General features: G+C 58.9%; 16 protein-coding genes. 12 read left to right on the top strand and 4 right to left on the bottom strand.

Annotation, left to right across the window (positions count from 1 at the left end; all coding sequences use genetic code 11):
- Positions 1-115: 115 nt before the first annotated feature.
- Positions 116-1204, bottom strand: coding sequence for an asparaginase (locus AC3ITA_RS18420; RefSeq protein WP_095943655.1), 1089 nt, complete (start codon positions 1202-1204; stop codon positions 116-118).
- Positions 1205-1556: 352 nt separating this feature from the next.
- Here AC3ITA_RS18420 and AC3ITA_RS18415 point away from each other — a divergent pair, with 352 nt between their 5' ends.
- The 8 genes from AC3ITA_RS18415 (at position 1557) to AC3ITA_RS18380 (ending at position 9241) form a co-directional block, all read left to right on the top strand.
- Positions 1557-2018 carry a hypothetical protein gene (locus tag AC3ITA_RS18415; protein WP_095943654.1) on the top strand — a complete coding sequence of 154 codons (462 nt, stop codon included), beginning with the start codon at positions 1557-1559 and terminating at the stop codon, positions 2016-2018.
- 193 nt (positions 2019-2211) lie between these two features.
- On the top strand, positions 2212-3168 hold the full coding sequence (locus AC3ITA_RS18410; RefSeq protein ID WP_489278165.1) for a sugar ABC transporter substrate-binding protein: 957 nt from the start codon (positions 2212-2214) through the stop codon (positions 3166-3168).
- Positions 3169-3223: 55 nt separating this feature from the next.
- On the top strand, positions 3224-4777 hold the full coding sequence (locus tag AC3ITA_RS18405; protein WP_095943652.1) for a sugar ABC transporter ATP-binding protein: 1554 nt from the start codon (positions 3224-3226) through the stop codon (positions 4775-4777).
- Complete coding sequence (locus AC3ITA_RS18400) at positions 4774-5751, top strand: ABC transporter permease (RefSeq protein ID WP_150672778.1); 978 nt, start codon at positions 4774-4776, stop codon at positions 5749-5751. Before AC3ITA_RS18405 ends, AC3ITA_RS18400 begins: the two co-directional genes overlap by 4 nt.
- Positions 5752-5754: 3 nt before the next feature.
- Positions 5755-6774 (top strand): LacI family DNA-binding transcriptional regulator, encoded by a 1020-nt coding sequence (locus AC3ITA_RS18395; RefSeq protein ID WP_489278164.1) that lies wholly within the window; start codon positions 5755-5757, stop codon positions 6772-6774.
- Between the two features lie 75 nt (positions 6775-6849).
- On the top strand, positions 6850-7767 hold the full coding sequence (gene rbsK / locus AC3ITA_RS18390) for a ribokinase (protein WP_095943649.1): 918 nt from the start codon (positions 6850-6852) through the stop codon (positions 7765-7767).
- A complete protein-coding gene (gene rbsD / locus AC3ITA_RS18385; protein ID WP_489278163.1) occupies positions 7764-8168 on the top strand; it encodes a D-ribose pyranase in 405 nt (134 codons plus the stop codon). Before rbsK ends, rbsD begins: the two co-directional genes overlap by 4 nt.
- 44 nt (positions 8169-8212) lie before the next feature.
- Positions 8213-9241, top strand: a complete 1029-nt coding sequence (locus AC3ITA_RS18380) for a nucleoside hydrolase (protein WP_489278162.1) — start codon at positions 8213-8215, stop codon at positions 9239-9241.
- 33 nt (positions 9242-9274) lie between these two features.
- On the opposite strand, the gene AC3ITA_RS18375 is transcribed toward AC3ITA_RS18380, so the two are convergent.
- Positions 9275-9487, bottom strand: coding sequence for a hypothetical protein (locus AC3ITA_RS18375; protein ID WP_095943646.1), 213 nt, complete (start codon positions 9485-9487; stop codon positions 9275-9277).
- 132 nt (positions 9488-9619) lie between these two features.
- Between AC3ITA_RS18375 and AC3ITA_RS18370 the strand changes: the two genes are divergently transcribed.
- Complete coding sequence (locus AC3ITA_RS18370) at positions 9620-9925, top strand: hypothetical protein (protein ID WP_489278161.1); 306 nt, start codon at positions 9620-9622, stop codon at positions 9923-9925.
- A 159-nt stretch (positions 9926-10084) separates the two neighbouring features.
- On the top strand, positions 10085-10405 hold the full coding sequence (locus tag AC3ITA_RS18365; RefSeq protein ID WP_095943645.1) for an I78 family peptidase inhibitor: 321 nt from the start codon (positions 10085-10087) through the stop codon (positions 10403-10405).
- A gap of 70 nt (positions 10406-10475) precedes the next feature.
- Here the strand turns inward: AC3ITA_RS18365 and AC3ITA_RS18360 are convergent, their stop codons facing one another.
- Positions 10476-10688, bottom strand: a complete 213-nt coding sequence (locus AC3ITA_RS18360) for a cold-shock protein (RefSeq protein ID WP_003179963.1) — start codon at positions 10686-10688, stop codon at positions 10476-10478.
- A 290-nt stretch (positions 10689-10978) separates the two neighbouring features.
- Positions 10979-11281 carry a hypothetical protein gene (locus AC3ITA_RS18355; protein ID WP_489278160.1) on the bottom strand — a complete coding sequence of 101 codons (303 nt, stop codon included), beginning with the start codon at positions 11279-11281 and terminating at the stop codon, positions 10979-10981.
- 374 nt (positions 11282-11655) lie between these two features.
- Between AC3ITA_RS18355 and thrS the strand changes: the two genes are divergently transcribed.
- Together thrS and infC are read left to right on the top strand one after the other, a co-directional pair.
- A complete protein-coding gene (gene thrS / locus AC3ITA_RS18350; RefSeq protein WP_095943643.1) occupies positions 11656-13578 on the top strand; it encodes a threonine--tRNA ligase in 1923 nt (640 codons plus the stop codon).
- On the top strand, positions 13578-14129 hold the full coding sequence (gene infC, locus AC3ITA_RS18345) for a translation initiation factor IF-3 (protein ID WP_172435341.1): 552 nt from the start codon (positions 13578-13580) through the stop codon (positions 14127-14129). The genes thrS and infC overlap by 1 nt, the downstream gene beginning before the upstream one ends.
- Positions 14130-14188: the final 59 nt, after the last annotated feature.

Below are 14188 nucleotides of genomic sequence, written 5' to 3'. Positions count from 1 at the left end.
GTTCCGTTTGGCGTAAGGCGAAGGAAGTTTTTTTGTAAGATCCAGCGGCAGCCACTCGCCAAGGCTGGCGAGTGGCGCACGGGGTGCCCGACCGGATCGGTCAGGCGAGGGCGAATCAGTATTCCCAGAACATCCGTTGCAGCTCTTTGCTGTCATTGGTTTTGGTCAGCGCGACCATTGCCAGGATCCGGGCCTTTTGCGGGTTCAGATCGTGAGCCACGACCCAGTCGTATTTATCGTCAGGCTGTTCGGCGTTGCGCAATACAAAGCCGCCGGCGTTGACGTGGGAGGAGCGAATGATCTGCACGCCGTCCTTGCGCAAGGCTTGCAGGGATGGAACTACCCGCGACGATACCGAGCCATTGCCGGTGCCTGCGTGGATGATGGCTTTGGCGCCGGATTGAGCCAGGGCCTTGTAAGCAGTGTCGCTGACATTGCCGTAGGAATAGGCGATCTCGACGTCAGGCAGGCTCTTGATGGTCTTGATGTCGAACTCGGAATCCATGGTGTGGCGCTTGGCTGGCAAGCGGAACCAGTAGGATTTGCCTTCTACCACCATGCCCAGCGGACCCCAGGCGCTTTTAAACGCTTCGGTCTTGATGTTGATCATTTTGCTGACGTCGCGACCCGACTGGATTTCATCGTTCATGGTCACCAGCACGCCTTTGCCTCGCGCGTCCTTGCTGCTGGCCACGGCCACCGCGTTGTACAGGTTCAACATGCCGTCGGCGGACATCGCGGTACCTGGGCGCATGGAGCCCACGACGATGATCGGCTTCTCGGTTTTTTCCACCAGGTTCAGGAAGTACGCCGTTTCTTCCAGGGTGTCGGTGCCATGGGTGATCACGATGCCATCGACGTCTTTGCTGTCGGCCAGTTCGGCTACGCGGCGACCCAGTTGCAGCAGGTTTTCGTTGGTGATGCTTTCGGAGGCGATTTGCATGACCTGTTCGCCGCGAACATTAGCCAATTGGCTCAGTTCAGGAACGCCGGCGATCAACTGTTCAATGCCGACTTTCGCCGCTTGATAGGTCGCGCTGTTGGCGGCGCTGGCCCCCGCGCCGGCAATGGTGCCGCCCGTGGCCAGGATCACCACGTTGGCCAGTTTCTGTTGGGTTTCGGCTTCTTTGGCCTGAAGGGCGGTGGGCAGAAGCAGCAGCAGGGCCAAGGCTCCCGGAACAAAGGTCTTGAGTGCAGATGTCATTATTTTTCTCTTCTAGTTGTGAGACGGTGCAGATGCAGGTTCATCTAGATACGCCCCGGGCGAATCTGAATGCCGGAGGTGCGAGAGGAAGAGCAGGATCTGTACCAGTAATGTCGTGAATCGAAAAACTCGTTTAAGTTAATGATTTGTAACGATATTTATGTTTGTAGCCAACCCGGTTTCGGGGGTGGGGCGTCCGGAATGCCGAACATGTTTAACTTTCGCGTTCGGCTCTCCGAAACGGATCGCGGTCTTGTTTAAGATTTCAACGGATCAAATCATCACTGACGACTCAAGAAACGCCCGCGCCGGTCGATGCTCCTTCAAGGGATCTTTTTCTTCAGGAGTTCACATGTCGTTATCTGTTGGCATACCCAATGCCGCCGGCGTCACCATCGGTGGCAAATCGGCCACTACCCTTCGCGCCTTGAGCGACGCAGCAGCTGATGCGGCCGCCCAGGCGCTGGGTACAAAGAAAAGCGATGGCACTCAGGTCAAGACGGGCCCGGTAGGTCTGGGGGAGAGCGCCGGCGCACAGGCTGAATCGCAAACCAGCGATAACACCAGCGTTGCGGTGAAGGTCTTGCTCAAGCGTCTGAAGGAGTTGCAGCAGCAATTGCGCGAGCAACAGCAGCAACTGGCGCAAACCCAGGCAGCGTCCTATCCAACCCCGGAAGCCAAGACCACCGCGGTAGCGGCCATTCAGGGGCAGGTTGCCGACACCAACGGCGCCATCCTGCAAGTGAGCGCAAGCCTGATCAAGGAGCTGGCCAAGGGTTCCGGCACGGGAACGGTGGTCAACACCACGGCATGAATTGAATGCCGTTTTTTTGCCAGGCATCTCTGAAAGCGCATTTCAGGTCGTTGACAAATACAGGCAGGGTTCGCATAGTTTGGTTAACGCAAACGTTTGCGCGGCTCCAATGATGGCTTTTCATCGCGGTGGGCCGTGAAGCTTACGCCAGCGCAAGCGTTGCTCACAATAATCATAAGATCGGAGTGAACCCATGAAGCTGCCATTCGCTGGACGTCTTCTCGCTGTCGCTATGCTGGCTGCCGCACCCGCTGCACTGCCTGTCTCTTCGGCCTTTGCTGAAACCGCTGAAAAACCGAAAGTCGCTCTGGTCATGAAATCCCTGGCCAACGAGTTCTTCCTGACCATGGAGGACGGCGCCAAGGCCTACCAGAAAGATCACTCCGGCGAATTCGACCTCATCTCCAACGGCATCAAGGATGAAACCGACACCGCGGGCCAGACGCGCATCGTCGAGCAGATGATCCTAGCCAAGGTCAATGCCTTGGTGATTGCACCGGCAGACTCCAAGGCCATGGTCCCGGTGATCAAGAAAGCCATCGATGCCGGTATCACCGTGATCAACATCGACAACCAGTTGGACCCCGCTGTCGTCAAAAGCAAAAACATCAATGTTCCGTTCGTAGGCCCGGACAACCGCAAGGGCGCACGGCTGGTGGGCGATTACCTGGCCAAACAGCTGAAGGCCGGTGACGAAGTCGGCATCATCGAAGGTGTGTCCACCACCACCAATGCCCAACAGCGGACCGCAGGTTTCAAGGATGCGATGGAGGCGGCGCAGATCAAGGTCGTGTCCCTGCAATCCGGTGACTGGGAGATCGACAAGGGCAACAAGGTCGCTGCATCGATTCTCAGCGAATATCCGCAAACCAAGGCCCTGTTGGCCGGCAACGACAGCATGGCGGTCGGTGCGGTGTCTGCGGTGCGCGCCGCGGGCAAGGCCGGCAAGGTGCAAGTGGTCGGCTACGACAACATCAATGCCATCCAGCCAATGCTCAAGGATGGCCGTGTGCTGGCCACCGCGGACCAGTTTGCGGCCAGGCAGGCGGTGTTCGGCATCGAGACTGCATTGAAGATTCTCAAGGGCGAGAAGGTCGAAGGCGGCGCCAATGGCGTGATCGAAACGCCGGTTGAACTGGTCACCAAGTAACCTTCTGGCGACGCAACGGCGCTCGTCCAGCCGGACGAGCGCATGGAGAGTTTTTATGTCAGTTTGCGCTCCGAACGCTGTCCTTTCGGTCAGCGGTATCGGCAAGACCTACGCCCAACCGGTCCTGGCCGGCATCGACCTGACGCTCATGCGCGGGGAAGTGCTGGCGTTGACCGGCGAGAACGGTGCGGGCAAAAGCACGCTTTCGAAGATTATTGGCGGGCTGGTCACGCCGACCACCGGCCAGATGCGGTTTCAGGGGCAGGACTATCGTCCGGGTAGCCGGGCTCAGGCTGAGGCGCTGGGTATCCGCATGGTCATGCAGGAGCTCAATCTGCTACCGACCCTGTCGGTGGCGGAAAACCTGTTTCTCGACAACCTGCCCAGCAAGGGCGGCTGGATCAGTCGCAAGCAGTTGCGCAAGGCCGCCATCGAGGCCATGGCGCATGTCGGGCTCGACGCCATTGACCCGGACACCCTGGTCGGCGAACTGGGTATCGGCCACCAGCAAATGGTCGAGATCGCCCGTAACCTGATTGGCGATTGTCATGTGCTGATTCTCGATGAGCCGACCGCGATGCTCACTGCCCGCGAAGTCGAAATGCTGTTCGAGCAGATTACCCGTCTGCAGGCTCGTGGCGTATCGATCATCTACATCTCCCATCGCCTTGAAGAGCTGGCGCGAGTCGCGCAACGCATTGCCGTGCTGCGCGATGGCAACCTGGTCTGCGTCGAGCCGATGGCCAACTACAACAGCGAGCAACTGGTCACGCTGATGGTCGGCCGCGAGCTCGGCGAACACATCGATATGGGGGCGCGCAAGATCGGCGCTCCGGTGTTGACGGTCAAGGGCCTGAGCCGTGCCGACAAGGTTCGCGACGTGTCGTTCGAAGTCCGTGCCGGAGAGATTTTCGGCATTTCCGGTTTGATCGGCGCGGGGCGCACCGAGTTGCTGCGTCTGATCTTCGGTGCCGATATCGCCGACAGCGGCACGATTGCCCTGGGGGCGCCGGCGCAGGTCATCAATGTGCGCTCGCCGGTGGATGCGGTCGGGCATGGCATCGCGTTGATCACTGAAGATCGCAAGGGCGAAGGCCTTTTGTTGACGCAGTCGATCGGCGCCAATATCGCCTTGGGCAACATGCCCGGCATCTCCAGAGCGGGCTTTGTCGACAACGATGGCGAAAACGCCCTGGCCCAGCGTCAGATCGATGCCATGCGCATTCGCAGCTCCGGTCCGGCACAGTTGGTGTCCGAGTTGTCCGGCGGTAATCAGCAGAAAGTCGTCATCGGCCGTTGGCTGGAGCGCGATTGCTCGGTGCTGCTGTTCGACGAGCCGACACGCGGCATCGACGTCGGCGCCAAGTTCGATATCTACAACCTGCTCGGCGAATTGACCCGCCAGGGCAAGGCGCTGGTGGTGGTCTCCAGCGACTTGCGTGAGCTGATGCTGATCTGCGACCGGATCGGCGTGCTGTCGGCCGGGCGCCTGATCGATACATTCGATCGCGACAGCTGGACCCAGGATGAGTTGCTCGCCGCTGCTTTTGCGGGCTACCAAAAACGTGATGCGCTGCTTAACGAAGCCGCGCCTAGGGATCTTCCATGAATACCGCTTCTTACGCCGGCAAACGCAGTGGCAACTTCTACGGCCTGGGCACCTATCTGGGCCTGGCGGGTGCCTTGTTGGCGATGATCGTGCTGTTCTCGGTGCTGAGCAGTCACTTTCTGTCCTACGATACCTTCAGCACCCTGGCCAACCAGATTCCGGACCTGATGGTGCTGGCGGTCGGCATGACCTTTGTGTTGATCATCGGTGGCATCGACCTGTCGGTTGGCTCGGTGCTGGCCTTGGCGGCTTCGACCGTGAGCGTGGCGATTCTCGGCTGGGGCTGGGGCGTGCTGCCGGCGGCGCTGCTGGGCATGGCCGTCGCGGCGCTCGCCGGTACCGTCACCGGCTCGATCACGGTGGCGTGGCGGATTCCGTCGTTCATCGTGTCCCTGGGCGTGCTGGAAATGGCCCGTGGGGTGGCGTACCAGATGACCGGTTCGCGTACGGCCTACATTGGCGATGCGTTCGCCTGGTTGTCCAATCCGATCGCCTTTGGCATTTCACCGTCGTTCATCATTGCCTTGCTGATCATTTTCATTGCCCAGGCCGTGTTGACCCGCACGGTGTTCGGTCGTTACCTGATCGGTATCGGCACCAACGAAGAGGCCGTGCGGCTGGCGGGGATCAATCCGAAGCCTTACAAAATTCTGGTCTTCAGCCTGATGGGGTTGCTGGCTGGCATTGCCGCGTTGTTCCAGATTTCCCGCCTGGAGGCCGCCGACCCGAATGCCGGCTCCGGCCTTGAGCTGCAGGTGATCGCCGCGGTGGTGATCGGCGGCACCAGCCTGATGGGCGGTCGCGGTTCGGTGATCAGCACGTTTTTTGGCGTCCTGATCATTTCCGTGCTGGCCGCGGGGCTGGCGCAGATCGGGGCAACCGAGCCGACCAAGCGCATCATTACCGGCGCGGTGATCGTGGTGGCGGTGGTGCTGGACACTTATCGCAGTCAGCGCGCAAGCCGGCGGACCTGAGTCATGGCGACTATCAAAGATGTGGCAGCCCTTGCCGGCATTTCCTACACCACGGTTTCCCATGTGGTGAACAAGACCCGCCCGGTCAGTGAAGAAGTCCGGATCAAAGTCGAAGCGGCCATCCAGACCCTCGACTACGTTCCCAGCGCGGTGGCCCGTTCGCTCAAGGCCAAGACCACGGCGACCATCGGCCTGCTTGTCCCCAACAGCCTCAACCCGTATTTCGCCGAACTGGCCCGGGGTATCGAGGATTACTGTGAGCGAAACGGTTACTGCGTCATCCTGTGCAACTCCGACGACAATCCGGACAAGCAGCGCAGCTACCTGCGTGTGCTGCTGGAAAAACGCATCGACGGCCTGATTGTCGCCTCGGCCGGTGGTGACAGTGGCCTGGTACAAGGGCTCAAAGGCGTCCGCACACCCATGGTGATCGTCGACCGCGGACTGGACGGTATCGATGCGGACCTGGTGCGCATCGACCATGAATACGGTGCGTATCTGGCGACCCGGCACCTGTTGGAGTTGGGGCACCGGGACATCGCCACGATCAGCGGGCCGGAAAACACCAGTGTGGCGCAGATGCGGCTGGCGGGTTATCGCCGGGCCTTGAAAGAGGCGGGCGTCGAAGTCTCTCCCGAGCGCATGCTGGAAAGCGACTTCACCAGCACCGGCGGTTACAGCGCCGCCGCGATTCTGCTGGAGAGCAATCCGCCTAGTGCCATTTTTGCGGCCAACGACATGATCGGCATCGGCGTGCTGCGGGCGGCCGCCGAGCGCAATATTCGCGTACCGAGCGAGTTGTCGGTGATCGGCTTCGACGATATCCAGATGAGTCGGTATGTCTATCCGTCGTTGACCACGGTCGGGCAATCGATCCTGCAACTCGGCGAAATGGCCGCCGAAGTGCTTTTACGGCGAATCGCCACGCCGGACCTGGCGACCGATCAGCGGATCGTGACGCCGAGTATCGTCATCCGTGAATCGACGGCGCCGCTGGCCGGCGTGTTTGACCACTTCCGTTGAAAATAGAAAGCCGTTGAAAGCAGAAAGCCGCTGAATCCACAGCGCCGCCGAAACAGACTCGATGAGTAGCAATGTATGCCAGCAAAAGTAGTGGTAATAGGCAGTTTGAACATGGACCTGGTGACCCGGGCACCACGCTTGCCCAAGGGCGGCGAAACGCTGATAGGTCAGTCGTTTACCACCGTCTCCGGCGGCAAGGGCGCCAATCAGGCCGTGGCTGCGGCGCGGCTGGGAGCTCGGGTGTCGATGATCGGCTGCGTGGGCAATGACGCTTATGGTGAGGCGCTGCGCGGGGCGTTGTTGGCCGAGCAGATCGATTGCCAGGCGGTGAGCACCGTTGATGGCTCCAGCGGCGTGGCATTGATTGTGGTCGACGACAGCAGTCAGAACACCATCGTGATCGTCCCCGGCGCCAACGGTGAATTGACCGCTGAAGCCATCGACCGTTTTGATTCGGTGATACAGGCGGCGGACGTGCTCATCTGTCAGCTGGAAGTGCCCGATGCTTCTGTTGGCCATGCGCTCAAGCGCGGCCGCGAGCTGGGCAAGACGGTCATCCTCAACCCGGCACCGGTCAGCCGCCCGTTACCACCGGACTGGTACGCGTCCATCGATTACCTGATTCCCAACGAAAGCGAAGCATCGGCCCTGAGCGGTCTGTCGGTGGACTCCCTGGACACCGCACAAGCCGCGGCGACCCGCCTGATTGCCCTGGGCGCCGGCAAGGTGATCATCACCCTCGGCGCGCAAGGTTCGCTGTTTGCCGATGGCCAAGGCTTCGAGCATTTCCCCGCGCCCGTGGTGAAGGCTGTCGATACCACGGCGGCCGGCGATACGTTTGTCGGCGGTTTCGCCGCGGCACTGGCCGCGGGTCAAGATGAGGCGCAGGCGATTCGCTTCGGGCAGGTGGCTGCGGCGCTGTCAGTCACACGTGCTGGCGCACAACCTTCGATTCCCGCCTTGAGCGATGTACAGGCGTTTAAAGCCCCATGAAAAAGACCCCTCTGCTCAACATTGCGCTGTCGCGGCTGATCGCTTCATTGGGACATGGCGACATGGTCGTCATCGGAGATGCGGGGCTGCCGGTTCCTCCGGGCGTTGAATTGATCGACTTGGCCCTGACCCATGGCATTCCGGATTTTGTCAGCACCTTGAAGATCGTGCTCAGTGAGATGCAGGTTGAAAGCCATGTGCTGGCTCAGGAAATCTTCGATAAAAAGCCGTCGGCCCTGGTCGCGCTGGAAGAGCTGGACAGCGAAGGTGCGTTGGGGCGGCGCGAGGTGCTCACCCATGAACAATTCAAGGTCCTGAGCCGACAAGCCAGGGCGATTGTTCGTACAGGCGAATGCCAGCCGTACTGCAACATTGTGCTGGTCGCCGGCGTTACGTTTTGACGGGCTGTCCGCGTTTTTGATGTCCCATGCACAAGGAGTGCGCCATGTATCGCTATGCTCAGAAACTGCATCCACTGCTCCGGAGCCTGCTGCTTTTGTCCCTGATGACCGTAACCAACGCCCACGCGGCACCAAAGATTGATCTGATCATCGACACCGATCCGGGGGCTGACGACGTTGTTGCCCTGTTGTTCGCCCTGGCGTCGCCAGACGAACTGAACGTTCGGGCATTGACCACCGTTGCCGGCAACGTTCGCCTTGACAAGACCTCGCGCAATGCGCGACTGGCCCGGGAGTGGGCGGGGCGCGAAGAGGTGCCGGTCTATGCGGGGGCGTCGAGGCCCCTGATGCGCACACCCATTTACGCCGAGGACATTCATGGCAAGGAAGGGTTGTCGGGCATTGCCGTGCATGAGCCCAGGAAAGGTCTGGACAAGGGCAGCGCTATCACTTATCTGATCGACACCCTGAAATCTGCCGAGCCCCACAGTATTACCATCGCCATGCTGGGCCCGCAGACCAACCTGGCCCTGGCGCTCATCCAGGAGCCGGGCATCGTCCGGGGGATCAAGGAAGTGGTGGTCATGGGCGGAGCGCATTTCAACGGCGGCAATATCACGCCGGTGGCCGAGTTCAACCTGTTCGCCGACCCGCAAGCAGCCGAAGTGGTGCTCAAGAGTGGCGTGAAGCTGACCTACCTGCCGCTGGATGTGACCCACAAGATCCTTACCAGCGAAGCGCGCCTGCAACAGATTGCCGCGCTGAATAACAATGCCAGCCGATTGGTGGGCGATATTCTCAATGAGTACATCAAAGGCGACATGGAGCACTACGGCATTCCAGGCGGCCCGGTGCATGACGCCACGGTTGTCGCTTACCTGCTCAAGCCGCAATTATTCAGCGGTCGTTCGGTCAACGTGGTGGTCGACAGCCGCGAAGGACCGACCTTTGGACAAACCATCGTCGACTGGTATGACGGCTTGAACGCGCCAAAGAACGCTTTCTGGGTAGAAGGCGGCGACGCACAGGGCTTCTTCGATCTGCTGACCGAGCGTCTGGCCCGTCTGAAGTAAGCATCATCTCCCGCAGGTGCTTGCCTGCGGGCTTCACTCCCTCGCGCTAACCGCTTCGGTCTTTTGGTCCGATAGGTGTTTCTCGAAAATCTGCTCGATGAACGATTGGGCGGCTTCGGTTCCAAGGTCCCTGACCAGAAGGTCGATACCGATAATGGCGAGCTCTTCCGTGCTGCTTGGGCTGTAGGAGCTGTGGCCGTCTTGCCACTTGGCCTTGATGTCGGCGTCGATGCTTACGGTGGTCATGATGGCGCTCGTGAGGTCGGGGAAGTCTGAGTGCCGAGTTAACCATTTTGCGGGGCTTTTGACACGTCGACTTAGGCATGAAAGGAGGGCTGTGCGACACTTGGTCTCTGACGAATATTCAAGGAACGCGCTGTGCAGATCGATTTGAACTCCCCGGATGGCCTGACCCTCGAGGCGGTGCGTCGGTTGCTGGCCGGCGCCAGTGACGATGAGCACACCCAGTTGCGGGTCACCAAAGGCGGCATTGCCTACATCTCCTCGGGTGTCGTGGGCGGTACCGATATCGACGGGTTGTTGTTCCGGCTCGAAACCTGGGCCAAGGGCTCCGGTTATGTCGGGCGGGTCGCGGCCAGCGATGAAGTCTGGGTCATGCAAATCTTCAATGCCTTGAAAGAGAACTGGCCCAATCCGCCTTACGACTATATCGACGTCTATTGAGCGTCGTTCATATTCAGTCACGATTCAGTGATTAAGGGCAGGGCGACGCTCAGGCAGAATCGCGGCTCGTCCGGATCATGGGCAGGGTGCTGCCTGTGAAACCAAACGCCAGTCTGGTTGTCGCACGATCTCAGCTTAATCATTGAAAAAGGAGGCTTCATGCCTTGGAAGCGCGCGTCATTGGGTACTTTGTTGGCCGTTGCCACGCTGGCCGGTTGCAGCACTCCCTCTACGGAGTCGGCAACAACGGATGTTGCGACGACTGACACGGGTCACAGTCGCTGTGAGGCAAAGGCTGCCGAATTCACCATCGGCAAACAGGCGTCGCCGCAACTGCTCGAGCAGGCACGTACCCGCGCAGGGGCGCAAAGCGCAAGGTTCCTGCTGCCAACCGATATGGTGACGCTGGAATACCGCTCCGATCGCCTGAACCTGAACACCGATGCCGGCCGGGTAGTGACCCGCGTCAACTGCGGCTGATCGCCCGGCTTTTGTTTCACCCATAAAAAACCCCGTCACATGGACGGGGTTTTTTTAGTGCGCCTGGAAATTACTCTGGGCGAACTTGAGCAGCTTGCATACCCTTTTGGCCTTTCTCAGCCACGAAGGAAACAGTCTGGCCTTCTTTCAGGCTTTTGAAACCGTCGCTTTCGATAGCTTTGAAGTGTACGAACAGGTCGTCACCGCCACCTTGAGGAGTGATGAAGCCGAAGCCTTTTTCATCGTTGAACCATTTAACGGTGCCGGTTTGGCGATTAGACATGGTGTATCTCCAAGAAACATATATTTTCAGTAGTACTGTGCTGCTCAGGCCAACTGGGCACACCCGGGTATCATAGTCGAAATGTTCGCTTTGGGAGCCCCCCGGGCGAGCTGTTTGCCTTGCTGTTGAGCGGTCTTTGGTGCTTCTTATCGCTGGAAGCCCCGTTTTAAAAGGCTTTCAGCCGAAAGAAAAGACGAAAAAAAAGCTGTAAAACCTTCAAAAAATGTCAGGCAAAGCGACATTCGGCCTGTTTTTCGGTCATTGCAGGTGAAAAAATCAATGGGAGAAGCTTATTTCTTCGCCCCGGCATCCACCCTGCAAGTGGCGATTTTCTGCATCGCCTTATTTCCCAGTTCTTGACTTGCCGTGCCGTCCATCAATGCCTGAAGGTCTTTGGCAGGATAGGATTTGAGCTGATCGGCGCCGCAACCACAGACGGCTTTTGCCTTCGCATCACCGATCTTTTGTGCCGCTGCAGGGACGCATTGCGCCATGTATTTCTCGCGCTCACCCTTTGGCCAATCGGCATGGGCGGCCAGTGGCAGCAGCAGAACGATGGGTGCGAATACGGCGAACAAACGGTTCAGACGCATGCTGGGATGCTCCTTGTGGGTCAATGACGTGTTATCTGAGGGGCGAAGCAGTGTTCAAGTTCAGCACTCTGGCATAAAAATGCCCGATTTGCCCCCGCACGGAGTCTGCGTGCATCGACGACCGTTCATCTGTGCTAGCATGCCTCGCTCGGGCGTTTGCAGGCTCCGACGGACCTTCAGTCCCGGTGGCGGCAGATGCACGATTAACCCTGATTTGAATCCCAGTCACTCTGGTTCGGTTTTCCGGTTGGCCGCAAGGCTCCTGCCGCTGTAAGGCAGGCGTTCGTCATTGAATGGCCTGGACCGGATCTTGTACTGGCTCATCCCAACCCACGTGACCTTTGGTAGGGGTCACCACTAGGAGAGGAGGCGCCATGCCAACTATTACTCTTCCCGACGGCAGTCAACGTTCATTCGATCACCCGGTTTCCGTAGCCGAGGTCGCCGCATCCATCGGTGCAGGCCTGGCCAAGGCCACCGTTGCCGGCAAGGTCGATGGCAAGCTGGTCGACGCCAGTGACATCATCGACAGCGACGCGTCGCTGCAAATCATCACGCCAAAGGATGAAGAGGGGCTGGAGATCATTCGCCACTCTTGCGCCCACCTGGTTGGCCACGCGGTCAAGCAGTTGTACCCGACCGCCAGGATGGTCATCGGTCCGGTCATCGATGAAGGTTTCTATTACGACATCGCCTTCGAACGTCCTTTCACCCCGGACGACCTGGCCGCCATCGAACAGCGCATGCAGCAGCTGATCGAGAAAGATTACGACGTGATCAAGAAAGTCACTCCGCGCGCCGAAGTGATCGAAGTGTTCAAGGCCCGTGGCGAAGACTACAAGTTGCGCCTGGTCGAAGACATGCCGAACGAGCAGGCCATGGGCCTGTACTATCACGAAGAATACGTCGACATGTGCCGCGGTCCGCACGTGCCGAACACGCGTTTCCTGAAATCCTTCAAGCTGACCAAGCTGTCCGGCGCCTACTGGCGCGGTGATGCCAAGAACGAGCAGTTGCAGCGCGTCTACGGCACCGCATGGGCGGACAAGAAGCAGCTGGCGGCTTACATCCAGCGCATCGAAGAAGCTGAAAAGCGCGACCACCGCAAGATCGGCAAGCGCCTGGGCCTGTTCCACACCCAGGAAGAAGCGCCGGGCATGGTGTTCTGGCACCCGAACGGCTGGACTTTGTACCAGGTGCTCGAGCAGTACATGCGCAAGGTTCAGCGTGACAACGGCTACCTGGAGATCAAAACGCCGCAAGTCGTTGACCGCAGCCTGTGGGAGAAATCCGGGCACTGGGCCAACTACGCCGACAACATGTTCACTACCCAGTCGGAAAACCGCGACTACGCGATCAAGCCAATGAACTGCCCTTGCCACGTGCAGGTGTTCAACCAGGGTCTGAAAAGCTACCGCGAGTTGCCGATGCGCCTGGCCGAATTCGGTGCATGCCACCGTAACGAGCCATCGGGCGCCTTGCACGGCATCATGCGCGTGCGTGCGTTCACTCAGGACGACGCCCACATCTTCTGCACCGAAGAGCAGATGCAGGCCGAGTCCGCCGCGTTCATCAAGCTGACCATGGACGTCTACGCCGATTTCGGCTTTAAAGATGTCGAGATGAAGCTGTCCACTCGTCCGGAAAAACGCGTCGGTTCCGACGAGCTTTGGGATCGCGCCGAAGCTGCACTGGCCGCAGCCCTTGATAGCGCGGGCCTGCCGTACGATCTGCAACCGGGCGAGGGTGCGTTCTACGGTCCGAAGATCGAATTCTCGCTGAAAGATTGCCTCGGTCGCGTCTGGCAATGTGGTACCCTGCAGCTCGATTTTAACCTGCCTGTCCGTCTGGGAGCCGAATACGTCTCCGAAGACAACAGCCGCAAGCACCCGGTCATGTTGCACCGGGCGATCCTGGGGTCCTTCGAACGTTTCGTCGGAATCCTGATCGAGCACTACGAGGGCGCGTTCCCCGCGTGGCTGGCTCCGACCCAGGCAGTGGTGATGAATATCACTGATAAACAGGCTGATTTTGCCGCCGAAGTGGAAAAAACTCTCAACGAAAGCGGGTTTCGTGCCAAGTCTGACTTGAGAAATGAAAAGATCGGCTTTAAAATCCGCGAGCATACGTTGCTCAAGGTTCCTTATCTCCTGGTTATCGGAGATCGGGAAGTCGAGATGCAGACTGTCGCTGTGCGTACTCGTGAAGGTGCTGACCTGGGCTCGATGCCCGTCGCCCAGTTCGCTGAGTTCCTCGCGCAAGCGGTTTCCCGGCGTGGTCGCCCAGATTCGGAGTAATTATTATTAAGCGTGAAATGAGACAAGATAAACGAGCTGCACCGAAAGCCCCGATCAACGAGAATATCTCGGCACGCGAGGTTCGGTTAATTGGAGCTGAAGGTGAACAGCTCGGGATTGTGTCAATTGAAGACGCGCTTCTTAAGGCTGAAGAGGCCAAGCTGGATCTGGTGGAGATTTCCGCCGATGCAGTACCACCTGTTTGCAAACTGATGGACTACGGCAAATCGATCTTCGAAAAGAAGAAGCAGATTGCTGCGGCCAAGAAAAACCAGAAGCAGATCCAGGTTAAAGAAATCAAGTTTCGTCCAGGGACGGAGGAAGGGGATTACCAGGTAAAACTGCGCAACCTGGTACGTTTCCTGAGTGATGGGGACAGGGCCAAGGTATCCTTGCGATTCCGCGGCCGTGAGATGGCCCACCAGGAGCTGGGGATGGAACTCCTCAAGCGAGTTGAAGGTGACTTGCTCGAGTACGGTTCGGTCGAACAGCATCCTAAGATGGAAGGACGCCAGCTGATCATGGTCATCGCCCCGAAAAAGAAGAAGTAATCAACAGGGCACGGCAGGCCTTCTGATTATGTTTATCAACTGAATGCGGAGTATCCGAA

This window comes from Pseudomonas sp. GL_090, from assembly GCF_057837765.1.
This window is presented reverse-complemented; position numbering and strand designations above follow the sequence as displayed.

Coding starts and splice junctions, on each gene's coding strand:
- AC3ITA_RS18420 (WP_095943655.1), bottom strand. CDS start 1,204: ATGACATCTGCACTCAAGACCTTTGTTCCGGGAGCCTTGGCCCTGCTG.
- AC3ITA_RS18415 (WP_095943654.1), top strand. CDS start 1,557: ATGTCGTTATCTGTTGGCATACCCAATGCCGCCGGCGTCACCATCGGT.
- AC3ITA_RS18410 (WP_489278165.1), top strand. CDS start 2,212: ATGAAGCTGCCATTCGCTGGACGTCTTCTCGCTGTCGCTATGCTGGCT.
- AC3ITA_RS18405 (WP_095943652.1), top strand. CDS start 3,224: ATGTCAGTTTGCGCTCCGAACGCTGTCCTTTCGGTCAGCGGTATCGGC.
- AC3ITA_RS18400 (WP_150672778.1), top strand. CDS start 4,774: ATGAATACCGCTTCTTACGCCGGCAAACGCAGTGGCAACTTCTACGGC.
- AC3ITA_RS18395 (WP_489278164.1), top strand. CDS start 5,755: ATGGCGACTATCAAAGATGTGGCAGCCCTTGCCGGCATTTCCTACACC.
- rbsK (WP_095943649.1), top strand. CDS start 6,850: ATGCCAGCAAAAGTAGTGGTAATAGGCAGTTTGAACATGGACCTGGTG.
- rbsD (WP_489278163.1), top strand. CDS start 7,764: ATGAAAAAGACCCCTCTGCTCAACATTGCGCTGTCGCGGCTGATCGCT.
- AC3ITA_RS18380 (WP_489278162.1), top strand. CDS start 8,213: ATGTATCGCTATGCTCAGAAACTGCATCCACTGCTCCGGAGCCTGCTG.
- AC3ITA_RS18375 (WP_095943646.1), bottom strand. CDS start 9,487: ATGACCACCGTAAGCATCGACGCCGACATCAAGGCCAAGTGGCAAGAC.
- AC3ITA_RS18365 (WP_095943645.1), top strand. CDS start 10,085: ATGCCTTGGAAGCGCGCGTCATTGGGTACTTTGTTGGCCGTTGCCACG.
- AC3ITA_RS18360 (WP_003179963.1), bottom strand. CDS start 10,688: ATGTCTAATCGCCAAACCGGCACCGTTAAATGGTTCAACGATGAAAAA.
- AC3ITA_RS18355 (WP_489278160.1), bottom strand. CDS start 11,281: ATGCGTCTGAACCGTTTGTTCGCCGTATTCGCACCCATCGTTCTGCTG.
- thrS (WP_095943643.1), top strand. CDS start 11,656: ATGCCAACTATTACTCTTCCCGACGGCAGTCAACGTTCATTCGATCAC.